At 36.4% G+C, this 23,816-nt stretch carries 12 protein-coding genes; 7 read left to right on the top strand and 5 right to left on the bottom strand.

Features of this window, described 5'->3' with window-relative positions; translation table 11 throughout:
* Window positions 1–6 precede the first annotated feature (6 nt).
* From ACFOW1_RS03055 to ACFOW1_RS03040, 4 genes are all read left to right on the top strand, one after another.
* Window positions 7–1,368 (top strand): HAMP domain-containing sensor histidine kinase, encoded by a 1,362-nt coding sequence (locus ACFOW1_RS03055; RefSeq protein ID WP_379012238.1) that lies wholly within the window; start codon window positions 7–9, stop codon window positions 1,366–1,368.
* Between the two features lie 93 nt (window positions 1,369–1,461).
* A complete protein-coding gene (locus tag ACFOW1_RS03050) occupies window positions 1,462–2,412 on the top strand; it encodes a hypothetical protein (protein ID WP_379012237.1) in 951 nt (316 codons plus the stop codon).
* Window positions 2,413–2,418: 6 nt separating this feature from the next.
* Complete coding sequence (locus tag ACFOW1_RS03045; RefSeq protein WP_379012236.1) at window positions 2,419–3,462, top strand: cytochrome c peroxidase; 1,044 nt, start codon at window positions 2,419–2,421, stop codon at window positions 3,460–3,462.
* Window positions 3,459–5,246, top strand: coding sequence for a hypothetical protein (locus tag ACFOW1_RS03040; protein ID WP_379012235.1), 1,788 nt, complete (start codon window positions 3,459–3,461; stop codon window positions 5,244–5,246). The genes ACFOW1_RS03045 and ACFOW1_RS03040 overlap by 4 nt, the downstream gene beginning before the upstream one ends.
* Before the next feature lie 609 nt (window positions 5,247–5,855).
* Here the strand turns inward: ACFOW1_RS03040 and ACFOW1_RS03035 are convergent.
* The 4 genes from ACFOW1_RS03035 to ACFOW1_RS03020 form a co-directional block, all read right to left on the bottom strand.
* A complete protein-coding gene (locus ACFOW1_RS03035; RefSeq protein ID WP_379012234.1) occupies window positions 5,856–14,807 on the bottom strand; it encodes an SdrD B-like domain-containing protein in 8,952 nt (2,983 codons plus the stop codon).
* An 11-nt stretch (window positions 14,808–14,818) separates the two neighbouring features.
* On the bottom strand, window positions 14,819–15,217 hold the full coding sequence (locus ACFOW1_RS03030; RefSeq protein ID WP_379012233.1) for a hypothetical protein: 399 nt from the start codon (window positions 15,215–15,217) through the stop codon (window positions 14,819–14,821).
* Between the two features lie 686 nt (window positions 15,218–15,903).
* A complete protein-coding gene (locus ACFOW1_RS03025; protein ID WP_379012232.1) occupies window positions 15,904–17,691 on the bottom strand; it encodes an amino acid permease in 1,788 nt (595 codons plus the stop codon).
* Between the two features lie 125 nt (window positions 17,692–17,816).
* Window positions 17,817–18,782 carry a polyprenyl synthetase family protein gene (locus tag ACFOW1_RS03020; protein WP_379012231.1) on the bottom strand — a complete coding sequence of 322 codons (966 nt, stop codon included), beginning with the start codon at window positions 18,780–18,782 and terminating at the stop codon, window positions 17,817–17,819.
* Window positions 18,783–19,134: 352 nt separating this feature from the next.
* Here ACFOW1_RS03020 and ACFOW1_RS03015 point away from each other — a divergent pair, with 352 nt between their 5' ends.
* Window positions 19,135–19,614, top strand: coding sequence for a hypothetical protein (locus ACFOW1_RS03015; RefSeq protein ID WP_379012230.1), 480 nt, complete (start codon window positions 19,135–19,137; stop codon window positions 19,612–19,614).
* Between the two features lie 76 nt (window positions 19,615–19,690).
* Here ACFOW1_RS03015 and ACFOW1_RS03010 read toward each other — a convergent pair whose 3' ends face one another.
* Window positions 19,691–22,252 carry an ATP-dependent Clp protease ATP-binding subunit gene (locus ACFOW1_RS03010; protein ID WP_379012229.1) on the bottom strand — a complete coding sequence of 854 codons (2,562 nt, stop codon included), beginning with the start codon at window positions 22,250–22,252 and terminating at the stop codon, window positions 19,691–19,693.
* A 96-nt stretch (window positions 22,253–22,348) separates the two neighbouring features.
* On the opposite strand from ACFOW1_RS03010, the gene ACFOW1_RS03005 reads away from it, so the two are divergent.
* Window positions 22,349–22,747, top strand: coding sequence for an STAS domain-containing protein (locus ACFOW1_RS03005; RefSeq protein ID WP_379012228.1), 399 nt, complete (start codon window positions 22,349–22,351; stop codon window positions 22,745–22,747).
* Between the two features lie 158 nt (window positions 22,748–22,905).
* Window positions 22,906–23,814, top strand: a complete 909-nt coding sequence (locus tag ACFOW1_RS03000) for a ribonuclease Z (protein ID WP_379012227.1) — start codon at window positions 22,906–22,908, stop codon at window positions 23,812–23,814.
* Window positions 23,815–23,816: the final 2 nt, after the last annotated feature.

Raw genomic sequence — 23,816 nt, 5'->3', positions numbered from 1 at the left:
AGCTGTATGAGTCTTAGAGTGAGGTACGCCCTATTTTTCAACGTTTTTATTGCAGCTGTATTATTAATATCATGTTTAAGTATTTTTATACTATATAGAAGTTACAAAGAAGCCGATTTTAATCAACGCCTCATCAATGAATCGAACACACTTTACAGCGAATTAAACTTGATTTCACTGAGCGACTCTTTAGACATTGCTTATAAATTAAATTCAAATAATTTAGCCGATGAAGAAGTTTCTGTTGTAAATGGAAAGCAAATACCGATTTTTAATTTACCCGCTGGTAAATTACCCAAATTTGTAAAAAATGATTCTTTACTTAAAATAGTCAAGCAAAAAAAATTCCATCACTTTAAAGTTGCTGATAGAGAAGGTATTGCCCAATATTTCCCCGAAGATGATAGTTTTATTTTCGTAAGTGCCATAGATAAAGTTGGCTCGAAAAAACAACAAAACCTGTTATATATTCTTTTATCTGTATTCTTAGCTTCGCTAACCATTTCTATTATTATCACGTTTTACTTTATAAAACAAGCCTTTAAGCCACTTATAAAATTAAGCTCTCAGATAGATGATACAACCGTTCACAATCTTACTAAGCAAATTGATGAAGGCAAAGGCAATAATGAGATTGATATCATAGCAAAAAACTTTAACGCCATGTTGAAGCGTTTGAACAATGCCTTTGAAAGTCAAAAAACCTTTGTTCAGAGTGCTTCGCACGAATTAAGAACACCCTTGGCAACCATGTTATCGCAAACAGAAGCTGCTATCAACAGAAATTTAGATATTGATGGTTATAAGCGAGTGCTTGAATCTTTAAAGGAAGATCAAACCAATTTGATAGAATTAACAAACTCGCTTTTACTCATTTCACAATATGAAAAAATTAACTTCTTAAAGAGTTGGCCATCTATACGCATAGATGAATTATTGTACGAAACAATTGTTGACGCGAAAAGACAGTTTGATCGCATAGGCATTGAACTAAATTTCGATATAATACCTGAAAAAGACACAGATTTACTCATTTATTCAAATGATACTTTATTAAAATCGGCTTTCAGAAATTTAATTAAAAATGCATACGTCTATTCAGATGATCAAAAAGTAACAATCCACATTACTATTGAGAAGCCATATATAAAAATTACATTTTGTAACATTGGTTCCCAACTATCAGATAATGAAATTGAGAAGATAACAATGCCTTTTTTTAGAGGTAAAAATGCTTCCGTCAAAAAAGGTTATGGCCTTGGATTATCGATAGTTAAAAGAATTATTGAATTGCACAAGGGTACGCTTCAATACAAAGCCATTAAGCAAAATGAAAATCACTTTATCATTATTTTACCTATTGCTTAATGCTTTTTACAAAGGGGTTTATTTTCTTTGTCCTAAGCGATTCAAAATAAATAGTTGCTTACATTTGAAGATATATTTCACCCGTAACTACTCATGCATCATTTTAAATATCTCTTTATAAGTTTTTTTTTATTTTTAGTTACAAAAAACCACTATGCGATAGCGCAAACGAATCAAGTTACCAATGATAATAGTTGCAAGAAATTTCCTGTTTTTGTAGGTAAAATGGGCTATGATATTGCTGCAAGTGCCTTTAGCACTACCGAAAAAAATAAGGTAGGGCTAATGTTACTTGAACTTGCAAGAGATAAAAAAAACAGAGCCATTAGTACCAATCAAGAAAGGCAAAAAGTGTATCAAGATGCCACTTGGAAGCAATTTGGCTATTTATCTGCCATTACCTTCGATAATAAAGGTAATATTTATGTGTTGCCCACACCTTTTATTTCATTGCTACAAAACAAGCCTTGGCAAATGAATAGAATCATGAAGGTTGATACCGAAACAGGTAAAATGAGTGTATGGATGGATCTTCAAGCAGATAGTACGCAAACGATTAATAACCCTTATGGTTTGCTAAGTTTAACTTTCGACTGCACTGACCTGAGTATTTGGACAAGCAGTGTTTATGGCAGTAGTAGGCACAGTGAAATAGGTACGATTTACCATATAGATGCTACTACCAAAAAAATTGTAGACACTTTAAAGAATACAGATGCTTTATCGCTTGCAATTTCTACCGATGAGCACAATGCACGAAGATTATATTACGGTAGTGCAAGAGATGGTAAAATATTTTCTTATCTCATCGATCATAATGGCGCATTAATAAGAACTAGTTTTAGATTAGAGACAAGCCTTGAAAATATAGGAATTCGAGGAGACGATAAGCCAAGAAAAATAAGGTTTGTAAATGGTGTTATGGTAGTAACCGGGAAATCATTTAATTATAATTTAGAGGCTACAAGTGACAAAATTGAGTCAACGTATCGGTTTGTATGGGGTCAAGCAACTAACCGTTGGATCTTGCAATCAATAGAATAATTAGTAATGAAGAAAAGTCCGCTACTTTATACCACCCTATTTTTTAATTTAGCTATCATAAGCCTTCCATTTCTATTTGGCAATGCTACAAATACTAACAATACGATAGGCAAAAAGGCAGCTTTTGGCAAGGTATTATTCTTTAGCAATGCACTATCATTAAACAACACCAAATCTTGCAGTAGTTGTCACGACCCACAATTTGCTTTTACAGATGGCTATAAAAAATCTATTGGTATCGACGGTTATAACGTTAAGCGCAATGCACCTGGCTTACAAAACATTAGCACCTACCCTTGCTATACTTGGGCAGATAGTAATATAAAACAGTTACAACAGCAAATACAAATGCCATTGTTTAACCATTTGCCAAACGAACTTGGCTGGTATCAGAACGAAACAAATATGCTGCAGCGTATTGCCAATATTTATAGCAAAAACATACAATCCATTTACAATAAAAACACCATTTCACTTGCCGAAATGATAGATTGCATTGTTGCGTATGAAAGTACTTTAATCAGCTATGAAAGTAATTATGATAAATATTTACGAGGCGATTCAAATGCTTTAAGTGCCGACGCTAAAAAGGGTATGCAATTATTTTTCTCAAAAAAATTACAATGCGGCTATTGTCACAGTAGTAAAAATTTAGGGGCTGTAAGTACCAATAGCTTTTACAATACAGGCTTATATAACGTGGCCGATAGCAACAACTACCCTACTGCCGACCAAGGTTTGTACAACATTACACACAATATTGCCGATAAAGGTAAATTTAGAGTACCAAGCTTAAGAAATGTTGGTATTACGGCACCTTACACACACGATGGTAGTGTAGCCACATTAAGTGAAATGATAGATATTTACAGTAATGGTGGCAGAAAGTTAACAACTGGTCCTTATAAAGGGAATGGTTGTAAGAATGCTTTTAAAAGCCCATTGATAAAAGGTTTCACCATAACACCCGAAGAAAAAATACAACTAATTTATTTTTTAGAAAGTTTAACCGACTCAAGTTTTATCGATAAGCAGAAACAAAAGGTATGATACGAAATAAACTATTAGTTACACTGAGTGCCATTTTTATTTGTGGCTTGGCAAATGCGCAAGACAGTGCCAGCAATTATAGCTATGTAAATGTATATAAGAGTGAAGTACTTGGCAATAATACAAGCGATACCTCTGCCTTTATTCTACAACGAAAACAGGTAATAGCGATGGCACTAGCCAAAAAGCAACCCATTTTATTAGAGCCTGGCAGAAACAAAGCGCTGAACGATTCCATTCTTTTAGCAGAAAATATTGCTTTAAAAGATACTAATTTTTCAAGATTTTTAACAGATGTTACTAGTAAAAAGGCTTTGCTGAATCAAATATTTGGTGTGTATTATGCAAGGCAAAGCGTGATACCAAAAGGTGTACTATTTGAAAAAGGACGGTATTTTCAAGTTGAGATGTACAATTTTGCTTATAACCTAAGTACCATCGCTGTTGTAGATATGAAGGATAAAAAAGCTATTTTGGTAAATACCCTTACCCAAACACAGCCAGATGTACCCAATGCAATTGCACGTTTGGGTATAGAAATAGCCATCAATTCAAAAGAGGTGGAAAAAGCTTTGGGCTTTAAGCCAAGCATAAATATGCCTGTGATGAGTAATACCAAAACTGCGCTTAACAAAACCCGATGTGAACGCAGCATGCACCTTTGCCTAGCACCAACATTTGTAGTAAAAGACCGTGCCCTATGGGCGATTGTAGATATTACAGAAATGAAACTGGTGGGTGTACGCTGGACAAATCTTGGCAATAACGTACAAAACGCAATGCTTACCGAACGTAAAATTCAGAATGAAACTATTCAAGATTGTTTCTGCGAAAAAGTAAATACAGTAGCCAAACACAACTGGAAAGTTGATTACATTTTAACAAGCAGCGATGGTTTGAAAATATTTGATGTTACATATCGAGATAAGCAAATATTAAATAGTGCGAAATTGGTAGACTGGCACGTGAGCTACAGCAACACAGATGGCTTTGGATATAGCGATGCAGTCGGCTGCCCTATATTTAGTCAAAGCGCTGTAGTAGCAACAGAACCGCCCCAAATTTTTGACTTTGTAGACGAAGACAACCATGAAAAAGGGTTTATATTAGAACAGAAGTTTTACAGCGAAATGTACCCTACACCGTGTAACTACAGCTACTCACAGCGTTATCTGTTTTACGATAATGGTGACTTTAGGGTAATTGCCGCCAGTTTGGGCAGAGGATGTGGCAATGATGGTACGTATCGCCCTGTCATACGAGTAGAATTTACGGGCGATAACCAACAATTTAAAGAATGGAACAAAACAGATTGGAGCGTTTGGAACAATGAGGGCTGGCAACTACAAAAACCCACCACCTCTTACACCAAAGAAGGTTACCAATATGCCATACAACCCAATGCAGATGCAACTTATTTCATACAACCATCTACAGGGCAGTTTAAAGACGGCGGCCGAGGCGATAATGCTTATCTGTACGTTACAAAAAACCATCCAGAACTACAGGAAGGTTACAATGATCTAATCACAATTGGCCCATGCTGCAACACAGATTACAGACAAGGTCCTGAAAAATTTATAGAGCCAAATCCTGAGACAATCACTAACAGCAGCATCGTTTTATGGTATGTACCACAAATGAAAAACGATGATACCCCTGGTGCAGAATATTGCTGGGCTAATGTAGTAAACGAAGACGGCATATTTAAAATTAAAGCGTCACCTTGTTTTGCTGGTCCTAAATTCATTTACAAGCCAATAACAACAGCTTCTAAAAAATAATTACTTACACAAGTAGCAAAAGGAGGCGATCTCATATTGTTGAGATCGCCTCCTTTTTTGTTTTAAACTATCTTAACAAAACGATAGTTGTCAGCACTAATACTGTCAGCATTTTTTTTGCTGACACACTATGTGCTGACAGTTATTTTTAAAGCATTTGTCACCACTACTAGTGTCACCAATTAATTTGGTGACATACAAGGTGGTGACAAATACATTGATTAGTTAACTTGTATTAGTCTCCATTTATTTTTTTATTCTAAAAATAGACTGCTCTTTACGCATTAAAACAACAAATCTCATCAGAACCATCACTTTTGTATGCCATCACGCTTGCCACGGCTACTTAGTATAAGTCTGTTATGCTGTAAATTTTCCCCATTAGCATTAATATCTCTATTTAACTGAACCCTTTCCCAAATAGTGAGATCAATAACAATCTTGGAAAACTAGTGGTCATTTGGAAGCAATTAAAGACTACAATGAGCGTGCATTAGTAGAAATGAATGTTTCTACTTCAATAGGCTACTTATTTTATAAGACATACATAAAAAAATGGCTAGCAACTTTCGTTGCTAGCCATTTAAGTGTATTTGAAACTATTTATAGTTATTGTTTCAAGATTGCTTTTGTAGCTATGAAGCCGTTTTGTACATCTGAAATATACACGATATAACTACCACTTTGTAAGCCACGGGTATCTAAAGTTGCTATTACATTAGCACCAGAGGAAACAGGCGTTACAGTTTGTACTTGTAAAACTCTACCAGCCAAATCCATAATCTTAACTGTAGTTGGCGTTGAAGAAGCAGCTCTGAAGCTTACTTGAATCACATCCATTACTGGGTTAGGATATACACTTACGCTTGCAATAGCATACTGTGTATAAGATTGTATCGCTGTGTCTTTACATGTACCCAAACCACTTACTATTAATTTAACAGTGTATGGTGTGGCAGGTGCAGGTGTATAGTTGGTAGTTGGGTTCACCGAAGTTGATGTTTGACCATTACCCAAATCCCATAAGTAACTCATCGTACCTAAAGCAATGGTACTTGAACTGATGAATGTTGTGCTTGAACCGCTACCAGTGTTGGTCAAAATACTGAAGGATGCGTGTGGCTTAGCACCTACGTATAGCTGCTGCGCGCTTGCATTGCTTACACAACCATTCGCATCAGCTACTTTTAAGGTAACATCATGCTCACCAAAGGTTGCGTAAGTTTTTGTTACATCCTTTGTCGTTGCTGTACTACCATCATTTAAATCCCACAAGTAGGTAAATGGTGCTGTACCGCCAGTTGTGGTATTCGTAAATACAAAGCTGTTATCTGTTACGCACTGCTTGTTGTTATTGATAGTAAAGCTAGCAGCTAAGTTACAGGTAGGCGTTGGAGGTGGTACTACCACTGGCGCGTTAACAAAAACCGTTGTATTTACAGTTTTGCTTCCACAACCGTTAGAAAGTGTGTAAGTAATAGTTGTTGTACCTGCTGCAATACCAGTAACAATACCAGTTGATGGATTGATTGTTGCGACATTTGTGTTACTGCTTGTCCATACACCACCAGCTGGCGTTGTATTTAAAGTAGAAATTGCACCAATTAATACTGTAGTATTACCTCCTATAGCATTTGGTTGTATAGGGGATGGATTAACAGTTAATACTAAACTAGCAGCACTATCACAACCACCTGCATTAGTTAGATGCACAGTATATGTTCCAGCACTTGTATAAGAATTACCATTAAAATTATAAACCGTACCTTGACAAATACTAGCCGTTGTAGAAGACGCAGTAGGTGCACAATTTGCAGTAACAGTTACTAACAAACTTGTTGCTGCATTACCACAACTATTAGATAGAGTATAAGTAATTGTAGCAGAGCCAGTAGCTACACCAGTAACCACACCACTTCCATTAACTGTTGCAATATTTGTATTAGAGCTAGACCATGTTCCACCCACAGTAGCACTTGACAATGTGGTGGTTCCACCAACAATTATAGACGGTGTACCGCTTATCGCAGCAGGTTGAGCTGGTGCTGCATTTACGGTAATAGTTTTGGTAACCGTATTAGTACCACAACTATTAGTAGCTGTTAAGCTTACGGAATAAGTTGAGGCGGATGTATAGTTATGTGTTGCATCCGTTGTACTTACTGTTACACTACCATCTCCAAAGTTCCAAGTATAGGTTGGTGTGGTGCCTGAAGATGCATTCGTAAATGTGAATGCATTACCACTTAAGCATTGCGAAGCATTATCAATAGTGAAATTAGCTACAGGTACCGTACATGGTGGTACACTTGGAGCACAAGATGTAATACAAGGGCTGAAATTGTGGTAATGATTTTCACCACCGGATTGCGTGTATGAAAGACCTACTACCTGTCCATTAATATTAGATTGATTAGCTGTCTTAATAATATCTGCATTTGGTGCAAATACTGTACCTTGTATGGTACTGTTGCCAGCAATATTCAATGAAGTTGTATTATAAAAGTTATAAATAATATAACTACCTTCATTATCACCGATACCGGCTTGATTCCAAACGTTCCAAGTAAAGCTACCTGGCGCGTTTACATTAATTACTAATGGATGGGTTGCATCAGGCTTATTGTTAAATGTGATACCATTAGTAACACTATTTAAATCGGTACCAGTTACATTCAATACATTAGAACCTGTATTCAAATTAATTTTCAACTGACCTCCAGTCAATACACTTTGTATTGTAGTACCAGTAACATTGCCATTAGGATTAGTTAAACTCGCGTTTGAAGCACAAGCAGCTAAGCCCGTAGCTGTTGCCTGCATGGTGGCAAATGCTGTATTAAAATCTATTAAACCAGATTGAAATACTGGATTAGTCGTAGGGTTAACACCTAAAGTATTTTGATTCGCATTCAATTGTATGCGTGGGTTTGCATTATAAGCTCCAGGCGTAATTTGAATATTTTGAATATTTGGTATAGTTTGGTTATCCGTATACCAAACCGCAGAACCTGTTGCATCACCTACTTTAGCATAGGTGTTGCTATTCACTTGCAACATGCCATTCACATAATTCACTTTACCTCCAACTAATAAACCGATTGGCACATTTTGCACCTTAAATGGATTAGCAGTATTGGTGAATGCTGCTGAATTAATAGCTACTTGATAGTTACCGTTTACAGTTAAATCACCACCTATTGCCACACCACCTTCAGTTTCATTGGTAGTTAACGTGGCATTGTTTTTAACAAATACGTTAAAGCCTTGCGCAGATGCGGTTGGATTTACACAACCGCTGCTACTTCCTGAACCACTACCACCACTAACTGGCGCTGTAATAGTTACTAAAGTGGTTCTTGTTGCATTACCACAGCTATTGCTCACTGTATATGTAACGGTCGCAGAACCAGCAGATATACCAGTTACCAAACCACTTGCATCAATTGTAGCTACCCCTAAGTTAGAGCTAGACCATACACCGCCAGTAGTTGCGCTCGTTAAAGAAGTAGTAGAGCCTACTTGTACTGAAGTTGTACCACTAATTGCTGCAGGTTGCGCAGGTACATCTGTTACAGTTATAGTTTTTGCAACACTATTAGTACCACAAGCATTTGTAGCAGTTAATGTAACATTATAAGTATTAGCAGCTGCATAAGTATGTACAGCGTTTGTACTAGATACTGTAACGCTGCCATCGCCAAAGTTCCAAGTATAAGTAGGTGTTGTACCCGTAGAAGTATTGGTAAATGTAAACGAATTAGCAGCTAGACACTGCATTGCAGTGTTAATTGTGAAGTTCGCTACAGGTGCTGTACATACAGGCACAACTGGTGGCACAACTGGTGGAACAATTGAACCAATAACACTTACTACATAAGTAGCACTTACAGCACCACAATCGTTATTTAATGTATAGCTAATAGTTGTTGTGCCAGCAGTTAAGCCGTATACAAAACCATAAGCATTTACGGTAGCAACAGCAGGGTTTGAACTTGACCACACGCCACCAATTGATGATGTAGATAGCGTAATAACATCACCAGCCTTTACAGTGTTTACACCGCTAATAGCAGCAGGAGTTGCCGGTAAAGGCTTAACAACGACTGTTTTAGTAATGGTATCACTACCGCAAGTATTTGTAGAAATTAAAGTGACTGTATAAGTACCAGCACTTGCATAAGTATAATTAGCAGAACTAGTAGTTACCGTTGCAGAACCATCACCAAAAGTCCATTTGTAGGTAGAACCATTGATTGTTGCATTGGTAAAGGCGAATGCGTTACCATTTATACATTGCGTTGCATTATTAATATTAAATGCTGCAGTAGGCGCAGTACAATATGAACCAGGGTTAGGAACAACGATGGTTTTTGTAACAGTATCGCTACAACCGAAATTACCAGTAGCAATTAATGTAACAGTATAAGTACCAGGTGCATAGTAAATAGGCCCAGGATTGCTTAAGGTAGAAGTTGTGCCATTACCTAGATCCCATTTGTATGTCATCCAACCTCCACTGATAGTAGAAGTACTGTTGAATGAAACACCAGAACCAGTACCAGAGTTACCATATACTTCAAATGCAGCGATTGGCTTAGCACCTATATAAATTTGTACTGTTGAAGCATGTGCTTCACAACCTCGGCTGTCTTTTACAATAAGTGTAACATCATGTTCACCAGAAGCCGCATAAGTATGTGTTACATCTTTGGTATACGCATAGGTACCATCATTCAAATCCCAGAAGAATGTATAAGGGCCAGTACCACCAGTGAAGTTACCAGTGAATTGGTATTGGTTATTCGTTACACATTGAGAAATTTGATTTACAGTAATAGAAGCAGTCATATTACAATTCGGCGCAACACTGTATTTATAACCTGCGTCAATTGTTGGGTTGTTCACATCTAAAGGATTAGAACTTGATGTGTTGATTGCTACTATAGGAGAAATACCAGTAGCAGAATCAGCATCGCTGTTTAAATCAGTTTGTGGTGTAACAGTTTGTTTAGTAAGCGGTGAACCATAAATTGTAGTTGGGAATTGTACTTTATAATTACCACTATTTAAATTAGGGAAATTATAGTAACCAGGATTACCAGCATTATTGGCCGTTACCGTACTATCAACTTTCGTATAAACACCAGGTGTTGTTTCTTGTAACAAATAAACTTTCACACCATTAATACCATTCGTTGAAGACTCATTTTGTATACCATCGCCATTAGTGTCTGTCCAAACATAATTACCTAAACTACCAATATTGGTTTTATAACCAGCATCAATAGTTGGGTTGTCTTTATCTAAGCCAGAACCAAAAACATCTATTGTAACCACGCCACTGTAACCAGTTTCTTTATCAGCATCGTTATTATAATCAGCTTGAGGTGCTTGGTTTGTAACATCACTTATTGGATAGTTACCAATAGTAGTAGGGAATTGTACAATGTATTTACCAGATAGTAAATTAGGGAAATTGTAATAACCTGGGTTACTAGTACCACCAGTTGCAGCTAACGAATCGGCTGTAGTAGTAGTTGCAAAAAGCACGAAGTTACCAGTACCATCATCTTTTAATAATTTAACAGTAACACCATTAATGCCATTTGTAGCAGGCTCATCTTTAATACCATTGTTATTGCTATCGTACCAAACGTAATTACCTAAGCTACCGACAGGTCTATAACCTGCATCGATAGTTGGGTTATTGACATCTAATGCATCGGCAGACTGTGTATTTATCACCACTGTAGCGCTTCTGCCAGTTGTTAAATCAGCATCGCTGTTACCATCTGTTTTAGCGGTTTGATTAGCAATAGTCAAACTTCCAACAGATGTAACAAGTGGGAATTCTACTTGATAATTTCCACTGCCCAAATTAGGGAAGTTATAATAGCCCGGATTACTACCATTGTTTGCAGTAATAGTGCTATCAACTTTTGTAAATACACCAGCAATTGATTTATATAAGTACACTTTCACGCCGTTGATACCATTAGCAGCAGGTTCATCTTGTAGACCATTGCCGTTAGCATCGTACCAAACGTAGTTACCTAAGCTACCAATATTGGTTTTATAACCAGCATCAATAGTCGGGTTATTTTGATCAAGACCATTTGTCGAAATCGGATTAATAGTAACCACACCACTATAGCCAGTTGCTTTATCGGCATCATTGTTATAATCAGCTTGAGGTAGTTGATTATTAACATCGCTTATAGGGAAAGCACCTATACTTGTAGGGAATTTCACTTTATAGTCACCAGCTAATAAATTAGGGAAATTATAATAACCGGGGTTACTAGTGCCGCCTGTTGCGGCTAGTGAATCGGCTGTTACAGTTGTTGCAAATAAAACATACGCGTTAGAGCTGTTTTTCTTGTACAATTCTACAGTTACACCATTAATACCATTGGTAGCAGGTTCATTATTAATACCGTCGTTGTTATCATCGTACCAAACATAATTACCTAAGCTTCCTACGGGTGTATAATAACCCGCATCAATAGTAGGATTATTTTTTGTAATGCCTGTACTTGTAACATCCATGGTAAATGCAGGACTAAAACCACTTGTTCTATCCGCATCACTGTTAAAATCAGTAGCAGCAGTTGCATCTTGGGTTGTTAAAGAGTCGCTACCATTTAAAATGACAGGGAACTGAACCTTATAATTACCATTTTGTGCAATTTGAAAATTATAGTAACCTGGACGTCCACCCGCAACTGAATCAGCAGTTGTTGTAGTAGCCACCACAACAAAATTACCAGTGCCATCATCTATTAAAAGATTAACGGTTACACCATTAATACCATTAGCAGCAGGTTCGTTTTGTATACCGTCTTTGTTAGTATCACGCCAAACGTAATTACCAATTGTGCCATACGTTAAACCTAAATCAATGGTATGATTTACATAACCAACTGTGCCAGTCGTTACTTCAAACTTAGGTAAATTAGCAGGAATTGCTCCTAAAGCGCTTGTAACAATTGAAGTGCTAAAATTATTATCGTTTAAAGTAGGATTAGACCCTTCACCCACAAACGCAGGTGTGATTGCATAATCCTTACCATTAGCTGTTAAAATTTTGGTAGTAGCATTGTATTGCCCTACACCAGCCACAACGACGTAATCAGTATTTGGCAATATATTGTCTCCTTTTAATGTAGAGAATAGATAATTACCGTTTGCGTCAGTAATTTCAGTAGCTACCAGGGCACCTGTATTTTTATTATACAAATTCATAGCAATACCTGCAATGCCAGTCTCGGTAGGATCTTGTATACCATTATAATTAGCATCATTCCATACATAGTTACCAATTTCCAAATAACTAAGTACGTCCGTTGCTAACTCTATATCACCCATACCATTACCCTTACCAAAAGATGCTACTTCATCAACCGTATTATTTGTGTGGTAATATGCAATAGCACTATTAGTTAAACCAGTAGTATTACCTAAATGTCTAAGACCATTCTGTCTAATGTCACCTTTTTTATAAGACGTAGGATCTACCATTCCCACAAGCACTTCCCCACTACCAGGCTTAATGGCTAAACCACCTGTTACCATTTCTGTATGGAAACCACCAGTAGGATACATGTTGTCTGAATAAAACTCGCCAAAACCTGGGCCTTGGTTATTGTTTGTTTGAGCACCAGTATAAGGTCCAGATTTACCAGCGTTTTCTAAAATATAGGCACCGTTCGAGAAATAGGCTCTTAAAATATCGCCACCAGCATAACTTTCATGGTTGAGCTTCGTAAATGAAGGATCATCATAGTTATTTGTACCAACTTGGTGCGCCGTTCTATCAAAAAAGGCAATTGCCATAGTACCGTCTAAATCGAAAGCAATATCAGATAATACAGGCTGAGGATAGGTGTTATCGTCGTTACCCCAAGTTACACTCATATCATCTGTCCATGGATACCAACCTGTTTTAGTATCATGGCTTTGTGCAGGATAGCCTTTTGGATAAGTAAGCGGAAAATCGAAAACCGTTGTAAAACCAGTTGAGGTATTATTTAAATCAAGCGAATAAATATGCGCAGTTAAGTCAGATTTATTTTGGGAGATTAATGCATCGCAAACCACCCCAACATATAATTTACCATCATAAATTTTGATAGCAAATGGTCTGTAATTACCTCCTGTACAGGAAGGGTCAGGTACTGCATATGATGTTACATTGCTAGAAGTTGGCAATGTACCAGTAATTAAATAATTAGTAATATCAATAGCATAAACTTTTTTATCATATAAATTTACAAAGTATAGCGTATTGCCATCTGCACTCAAAGTCATTCCACCAATACCAACTTTACCTACTAATCCAAATACACCTAAATCTTTATTGGGAGTGGTTTTGCCAGCAAATAATCCGCGTACAGAATTAGACGGTACTAAAGATTGGCCTAAGTCAATACCAATTGTAGTAACATCAAGGAAAGAAGATACAATTGGGCTTGTAGGATTTTTATAATCAACTTTATAAATACCACCTAAACCTAATGGCCCTAAACCAGCATGTCTTTTAAGAAAGGCAGCAGAAAAAAGTACTTTATTTTGTTTATTCCAAGCATGTGCCCAAAGACTACCAGTTTGAGCATTTGTTGCTATTGTTGTCTCTGTATAATCAGTGGTATTATCGTAAGCATGTGCTATAATGGATGGCATTGATGCAGCATCGCCGCCAGCCAATGGATCACCATTAGTATATAAATTAGTAAAAACTGTTGGATTTGCTTGAGTATAGTAATTTGGATCAACAGCACCACAATTAATAGAACAAGATGGTGCAGTAACGAACTGAACGCTACTTGTATTAGTAGTTGTTGAAGAAGGTCCTGAATTTGATAATACATTAACAGGCCAGCCAGTAAACTCTACCCTTACTGGGTAATTTGAAGTAGGAATATTTGTAAAAGAATAAAGACCATTTCCATCAGTTGTTGTGGTATACTTATTAGCTAATTTATCAAATGCAGTTACAACTACACCCGCAATCATTTTAATTTCACCGGCATCACGAATACCATTGGCATTATTGTCGTAGTAAGCAACACCACCTAAACTTGTACCGCTGCAAACCAAAGGTGCACAAGGTTGTGGTGCACTTACATTAACTAATGCAGAAGTCGCTAATGTAGCACTACCATTACTTAATACAGCTTGGATAGTATGCGAAGCACCATCTGAATTGATTTCAAATGCAACTACTTGAGGAGTTACAATAGGTCCAGCGACTTTTTGAGAATTATTGGTTGTAAGACCTGGATCATAGTAAGCCTGAGGACTAAAAGTACGTGTACTAGAACCGTCTAAAGTAACAGTTATTAATTCACCGCTATTAGCACCAGTCCAGCCTACTTGGATGCTAATAGTTGTTTTACTAGCACCATTATAGTAATAACAACCGGAAGCCGACGCCTTTTCAATTGTTACCGATTGTGCATTGGCAGTATAAAATGCCGAAAACACAAAAAAGCATAAAAGAGTAAACACTCTTTGTACGCTTTTCATTAAATCAAACTTAGTTAAAAAATATTTCATGTGAATTAGGATTAAGGGCAATTATTAATGTGTGTATGTAGAATAAGTCCATTACTATCAATCCCAATCACTGCTTGACAAGATTGATTATTAGCACTTAAATAATAAGCAACTAGGTTTGGGGATAGGATAATAGATGGTGTACCAAGTAAGTTGTAAACCTCTGCTTTTGTTGTTAAATTGTCTGTAACAGTGGTGTTTGCACAAGAAATTTTGCTTGACTTTGTTATAATTAGTGGCTGTAAAGCTTTAAATTCCGTCAATCTGTTTTGACCAGAAAGATTTTTGAAAGCATTACTCTGCGCTGTAATCGCAGGGGTAATAACTATAGAGTTACCACTTTGGCTATAGCTCCTCACTGATAGCAAAGCCAAAATAATAAGCGCTAGCAGTTTGATTTGATTCTTCATTTGTTTGATTTATAAAAGGTTTAAAAAGTTATATTAAATTTAAAGAATGTATTTGAGTGTGTCTATTTGAAAGATTTTGCCCTAAGCATGAAATTTTATTCTCTACTACGCAATAGAAATTATAAGCTGGTTTTAGATTAGCATTATATGTAGAAAAAAGTATGTAAGAATATACATAACCTATCGTAGCCCATATGGTAGAACTGATAGGCTCCGCGCTTGTATTGCGCCTTGTAGTTTTGCTTACACCATTAGGCATAGGCAATGTTAAGGATTGCTTCATAATATCTGCTTTTTTGTAGGATTTCAGATTTAGAAAGTGCACAGTCTTAGAGAAAGTACAACATTTGATAAACAAAAATGTGGATAAAAATCTAAAACTCAAAATTTTCTTCAGGAAACTAACGCGTAATATTAATTATTACGACAATAAGAATGTGTATTTAGTGTACTAAATGATTGACTTTCAAATTATTAGCTAATGAGGATTAATTGAAAAAAAGTTTTTGAAAACAAGAATTTTATTCACGGAACCCGTCATTTTGTTTATGAAAAAGACATTTTAATTAGCAAAAACGCTAAAACAAAATATATTCATTACACATACGACTAACAATGAAGTAAGCATACAAACCAAGTGAGGGCTTTTCCAACAATTTATAGAAAGAAGTTTAGCCTATAAAAGGCTAATTCAATATACTATGTTTTCTGCTATAGAAGAAATAAATAACCAAACCAATCAATAACCAGCTTACAAACCATGCCCAGTTTAGCGCCGTCATGCCTGTAAGCAAGTATAAGCAAGTGATTAAACCTAATAAAGGAATGAGTGAATATTTTTTTACAAATGCTAATACTGATAGTACCAATGCCACTACCCAAAAAATGATGGTAGACACATTAAGTGTTAACTTAGTTAATTCAGCTTCGTGCAATGCTTTATTTACAACTTCAGCCTGTTGCGGTACGATACCTTTTGTAATGTTATCCGATTCGGCAGCAGTTAAGCTAAACTGAAATAAATGCGCAAAATAACCATTAACAAATACACCCAAAGCAATTAGAACACCAACAATGATAATAGGAAAAATAAACTGGCTATTAATAAAAGGTATGTGGAATTTACCTGCCTGTTTTTCTCTTTTTGGAATTAACAATACACCGCCACATACCAATACAAATGCAAAGAGGGTGGCAATACTTGTAAAATCTAACACGAAGGTTTTATCGGTAAAAATAATGGGTATACCCACTACCATACCTGTAACAATCGTAGAAAAAGAGGGCGTTTTGAACTTGGGATGTATGGTTTGAAATATTGGTGGCAATAAGCCATCTCTACTCATACTCATCCAAATACGTGGCTGCCCCATTTGAAATACGAGCAAAACACTTGTCATTGCAACTACTGCACAAATTGCAACCAGAAACTGCATCCAACCAATATTTAAATTTTGTGGTTCAAAAATAAAAGCCAATGGATCGCCTACCCCTTCAAAATGTCTATAGTTTACCGCGCCTGTTAATACTAATGTTAATAATATATATATGATTGTACAAATGACTAAAGATAATATCATACCACGTGGTAAATCTCTTTGAGGATTTTTACTTTCCTCTGCCAAAACACTAACTGCATCAAAACCTATATAGGCAAAAAATACACCACTTACTGCCGCCATCACGCCGCTAAAACCATTTGGCATGAACGAGTGGATACCGGCATCGTTTACAGGCGTCCAATTTAGTGTCAGTCCATGTGAAAATACAATATACCCACCCACAAATATTACCAATAATACCACTAGCAGCTTTAACACTACCATAGTATTACTAAAATTGCGGCTTTCTTTTACCCCACGATATACCAAATAAGTAATCAAAATATTAATCACAAAAGCAGGTAGATCAACAATCAATCGCAAGCTGCCAATTTTAGGGGCATTGTTCCATGCAGCTAAAACCTCATTATTTGTGCTGCCAGCTTGTATGGCATGTTTTGCTTCCATATAGCTTGTACTCAAATACTCAGGCACATGCACATGTATTCTATTTAAAAAAGATGTAAAATAATCACTCCAACTATATGATACATATATATTTCCAATACAATATTCCATAATTAAAGCCCAGCCGATAATCCAAGCAAACAATTCGCCAAAACTTGCATAGGCATATGTATAAGCACTACCAGCCACAGGAATTCTACTGGCAAATTCACTATAACAAAATGCTGTAAATGCACAGGCGACAGCAGTAATCAAAAATAAAATCACCACACCTGGCCCACCGCTAAAAACTGCTCCCCCAAGGCTACTAAAACTACCTGCGCCTAAAATAGCTGCAATGCCAAAAAAAGTCAGGTCTCTTACTGTTAACACACGCTTTAAACTAGAGCCATGACCTTCTTCGTTACTAGCTGCATCTGCTAAAATTTTATCAATATTCTTAGTACGAAATAAGGAGTTAGACATGTTTTGGTTGGTTGTATGATTGTGGGCTTGCATTTATTCTCGCAAAACGGTTTCACTTAGCTTGATAGCTAAAATAATGCTTTAACTTTAAATTTGGTAATTAAAAAAATTTGTACGAATTGCTATTAATGTTCTCGCTGAATTAAAAACGCAGCCAATTCTTTTAATGGCGCCTTTCTTGTGCTTGTTACAGCAATGTCTTCTAAATGTTGTAAGGCTGTTTGCAGGTATTTCTCTTTCAACGCATTAGCCCAAATATCAACATTACAAGCTTTAAATATCGCTAACATTTTAGATACTTTATCCGCAGGATTTTCAGTCATCAACTTTTCTATTTCTACTTTTTGTGCAGCGTCAGCTACTTCTAAAGCATGAAGTAACAAGAAGGTTTTTTTATTCTGTCTAATGTCACCGCCCACATCTTTACCAAATTTTTCTGGATCGCCAAAAGCATCTAAATAATCATCCTGTATTTGAAAAGCAATCCCAAGATTGAGCCCGAACTGATAAATATGCTTACAATTTCCTTCACTAGCACCACCTAAAATTGAACCCATTTGAAGACTAGCAGCTAGCAATACGGATGTCTTAAGGGAAATCATATGCAAGTACTCTTCTAATTGAACATCATTCCGCTTTTCAAAATCCATATCTAATTGCTGCCCTTCACACACTTCCCGCGCCGTTTTGTTAAACAAATACATAATGCGTTGCAAATATTGCGTATGTATTTTATTTAAGTAATCATAAGCCCGTATCATCATTACATCACCACATAGCAATGCAACACTATCGCCATACTTTTTATGCACCGTTTCCATGCCTCTGCGCAATGGCGCAGCATCCATAATATCATCGTGCACTAAGGTAAAATTGTGAAACAACTCAATAGCCGTTGCCAATTCATACGCATCAGGCAAAATTTCATCAAACAATTCATTGCCCATCAAACACATCACTGGGCGAATTCTTTTGCCCCCCAATCGCAAAAAATAATTACCTGGCTCGTACAATGTTGCAGGGCTGGTAGGAAAATGCGCTACATCAAATCTTGCCGCAAAATCCTTCACTAATTCATTAAAACTGTGCATGTTACAAACCTAATAGAAAATCCAATTACATGGTATAAATACTAATCGGTTCTTCTATTTTTTTGAAGCGCGGCTGCAACAAAAAGCCAATCGGTATTCCCGCTATTCGCTATTAGTCCTCGCTGCGCTGCGGGCTAGCCGCTCCTATCGGGGCTATTGTCAGCAACTTTTGTAGTAATCTCAACTTTTTTTGATGCTCATACTGTCTTTATGAATACACAAAAATACACATATTAAACTTAAATATTTAAACAAACTAAAAAGCAAAAGTTCTGCAAAATCTGTAACACAAGTAAACTCGCAATTTTTTTGGCACGATTTTCCAATACTATCTCTCAAACAAATTATTGTTATGAAGAAGATTTTTTTATTGGGCATATTATCACTTGCCTTATCACAAATTACCAATGCGCAGAGTATGGGTAGCGATTATCAAACTGCAATTGGTATAAAATTTTACCCCACAGCATTGTCTGTAAAGCATTTTATAGCACCCAACAAAGCCATAGAAGGTTTGGGCTATTTTTATAACGATGGTACTAGAGTAACAGGTTTGTACGAATTACATTATGATATTAATGGAGTAGAAGGTCTAAAATGGTATATTGGTCCGGGAGCGCATATCGCTTTTTGGAACGATGACTGGAAAAAAAATAATCCAACCCGTAACAGTAGTTTGGCTATTGGCGTAGATGGCATTTTGGGTGTAGATTATAAAATTAAAAATGCACCATTAAATATCAGTTTTGATTGGCAACCATCTCTCAATCTCATCGGTTACACCTACTTTGAAGCTGGCTGGGGCGGCTTAGGTGTCAGATATACTTTCTAAGAAAATACAGTTGTTAGAAATAAAAATCCCACCAAAATTTGGTGGGATTTTTTATTAATAGTGTATTAATCTATAATTAAACAGCCGGGCTTTCTTCAGTTTCTTTTGCCTTTAGTTCAAAGTAAATTTTGCCTTTTTCTTTGTCTAAATTGGCTACCAACACATCACCATATTTTACATTAAGGTTTAAAATTTCCTCAGCTAAAGGATCTTCTAAATATTTCTGTATGGCTCTATGTAATGGCCTTGCACCAAACTGAGAATCGTAGCCTTTGTCAGCAATAAAATCTTTCGCCTCTGTGGTAATTTCAAGACTAAAGCCTAAGTTATTCAAGCGTTTGTAAACCCCTTTCATAACAATATCTATTATCTCAAATATATTTTCTTTGGTTAAAGAATTGAAAATGATCACATCATCAATTCTATTTAAAAACTCTGGCGAAAAGGTTTTCTTTAATGCTTTTTCAATAACAGCTTTATTATTCTCTTCTTGATTTTGCATACGATTTGCAGTGGCAAAGCCAACACCATCGCCAAACTCTTTCAACTGTCTAACACCAATATTAGACGTCATGATAATCATGCTATTTTTAAAATCTATTTTTCTACCCAAGCCATCAGTCAACATACCGTCATCTAACACTTGCAATAAGATATTGTAAATATCTGGATGTGCTTTTTCAATCTCGTCAAGCAAAATAACACTATATGGCTTACGGCGAACTTTTTCAGTAAGCTGACCACCTTCTTCATAACCCACATAGCCTGGAGGCGCACCAATTAAGCGGCTTACGGTGAACTTTTCCATGTATTCACTCATGTCAATGCGTATCAAAGCATCTTCACTGTCAAACATGTATTTAGCAAGGCTTCTAGCCAATTCAGTTTTACCAACACCTGTAGGACCTAAGAAAATAAAACTACCGATTGGCTTTTTAGGATCTTTTAAACCTACCCGATTACGCTGTATCGCTTTTGTTACTTTACTAATGGCATCTTCTTGGCCTATTACCATGCCTTTCATATCATCTGCCATTCTGCGTAACTTCTCTGTTTCGGCTTGAACCATACGCTTCACAGGAATACCCGTCATCATGCTTATAACTTCAGCAATATTTTCTTCGTTAATAGGATAACGTTTATTTTTACTATCTTCTTCCCAGGTAGCTTTCGCTGCTTCAAGTTCTTCGCCTAAGCGCTTTTCTTTATCGCGTAAACTTGCAGCTTCTTCAAAGCGCTGGCTTTTAACTACCTTGTTTTTCTCGTTTTTAACTTCTTCTATTTGTTTTTCTAGCTCTACAATTTCTTGAGGTACATTGATATTTTTCAGATGTACTCTCGCACCTACTTCATCCAACACATCTATTGCTTTGTCTGGCAATAAACGGTCGGTCATATAGCGGTCACTCAATTTTACACAAGCTTCAATCGCTTCTTCATCGTACACCACATTGTGAAAATCTTCGTACTTGCTTTTAATATTAGTTAATATTTGAATCGTTTCATCTACACTTGGGGGTTCTACCAATACCTTTTGAAAACGACGGTCTAAAGCACCATCTTTCTCAATAAATTGGCGATACTCATCTAATGTAGAAGCACCAATGCATTGCAACTCACCTCTAGCCAAAGCCGGCTTGAAAATATTACTTGCATCTAGACTACCGCTTGCACCACCAGCGCCTACAATGGTGTGTATTTCATCAATAAATAAAATCACATCACGGTTTTTCTCAAGCTCATTCATAATGGCTTTCATACGTTCTTCAAACTGACCACGGTATTTTGTACCAGCTACTAAAGCCGCCAAATCTAAAGAAATCACTCTTTTATCAAACAATACACGACTTACCTTGCGTTGTACAATACGTAGTGCTAAACCTTCTACAATAGCAGTTTTACCCACACCAGGCTCTCCGATTAATATTGGATTGTTCTTTTTTCTACGAGATAGAATTTGAGATACACGCTCAATTTCATTTTCACGCCCTACAATTGGGTCTAAAGTCCCAGCTTCTGCCATTTTGGTGATGTCTCTACCGAAGTTATCTAACACTGGCGTTTTGCTTTTTGCGTTAGGATTTGGCTTACCAGCGGTTGCACCAGTGCCACCACGTTGTCCACCAAAACCCTTTTTATCATCATCAAATTCATCATCCTGATCATCAGGAAATTCATTGCGAGGATTGTTAGGTGCAGAACTACCTACCATACCCAATTCGTTTCTAAACATATCGTAATCCACATCAAACTGATTTAAAATTTGTGTTGCAATATTCTCTTTGTTCTTTAAAATACTGAGCATTAAATGCTCGGTTTCAACCAATGGGCTTTTTAATGCCTTGGCTTCTAAAACTGTCACACGAATGACTTTCTCAGCTTGCTTGGTTAAAGGCAGGCTGTTGATATTAGCAATGTTTTTACCCGTTTTATCCTTAACTGCCAATTCAATTTCTTTACGCAGTTCGTACAAGTCTACATTCAGTTGTCGCAATACTTTAATGGCAGTATTTTCGCCATCACGTATTAAACCCAACAATAAATGCTCTGTACCTATAAAATCATTTCCCAACCGTAAAGCTTCTTCACGGCTAAATGAAATGATTTCTTTTACTTGTGCTGAAAAATTATTATCCATCTTATAAATTTAAAGTTCGCCTGTACAATTATAACGAATATTTTTGACTAATGTTTCTACTGTTTTATGCACAGTATGTTAATGAAATGATAAGCTATGAAGTTCAAAATTGATACCAAGGAAAAATTTACCGTTGTCACGCCAATTGAGCCGCATTTCGCTGACAATGTGACTGCAGATTTTAATGCCCTTTGTGGCATTTTACTACAAAAAGACATTAAAAACACCATCTTAAACATGGCAAATGTAATAGACATTGACGATGCTAGTTGTGACGCTATAACACAATGGCAGCAACGCTTCTACGAAGCAAATGCCAGCTTTGTTATATGCGAAATGACATCAGAAATAGAGGCTACTTTTGACAAACTTGAACTAACTGACGTTTTAAACATTACACCTACCGAAAGTGAGGCCTGGGATATTGTACAAATGGAAGAAATAGAGCGCGAATTATTAGATGGTGATGATTTTGAGTTTGAGGTTAACGAATAAATTACCCGAATCATAAATAGATACACGCCTTAGGTAATTTACAACAACATATTTTCATATTTGTTTGCCATAGAAATTTATGAGATTGTTTGTAAAAAATTCGAGTAATTCACTTTAATTCGTGAAATCCTATATCTTAAAGAGTGAAATAAAACAATATGCTTGGTGTAACCATTTTAGGTAATAATTCTGCAATTCCTGCTTACGATAGGCATCCTACGGCTCAAGTGGTGACTATGAACGACCAACTAATTTTAATAGATTGTGGAGAAGGTACGCAGATGCAAATGGCCAAATACAGAATAAAACGTAGTAAAATCAACTTTATTCTTATCTCACACTTGCATGGTGATCATTATTTTGGATTAATGGGTATTCTTACAAGTATGGGTTTACTAGGTAGAGAAACTGATTTGCATTTATTTGCGCCACCTCTGTTAGAACCTATTATTCATGCGCAGCTAAATGCGGCCAACACGGTACTTCCCTACCCTTTGCACTTTCATGCTTTAGAAGATGACGGTCTCATTTGGAATGATAATAAGTTTACCATCGAATGCTTCAGCACCAAACATAGAGTCGCTTGCAAGGGTTTTGTTATTCGTGAAAAAAAGCAACCAAGAAAAATAGACAAAGCAACTATTCACAAATACGAAATTCCCACTGCCTTTTACGATAAACTAAAGATGGGTGAAGATTATGAAACCAAAACAGGTGATATTATTAAAAACGAATGGGTAACTATCGCTAATAAACCTGCATGTAGCTATGCGTTTTGCGCCGATACTATTTACGATGAAACATTGGTGCCAATTGTAAAAAATGTATCACTGCTGTATCACGAATCTACTTATTTAAAAGACATGAATGACAGAGCAGCTTTGCGCTTTCATGCCACATCTGAACAAGCTGCAACAATTGCCTTAAAAGCAGATGTAGACAAGCTTATATTGGGACATTTTAGTAGTAAGTACGAAATGCTTGACCAATTTTTGGAAGAAGCGAAAGCTATTTTCAATAACACCAATTTAGCCATTGAAGGCGTTACATTTTTACTGAATCCATAATT

This window comes from Parasediminibacterium paludis, assembly GCF_042651445.1.
Lineage (GTDB): Bacteria > Bacteroidota > Bacteroidia > Chitinophagales > Chitinophagaceae > Parasediminibacterium > Parasediminibacterium paludis.
This window is presented reverse-complemented; position numbering and strand designations above follow the sequence as displayed.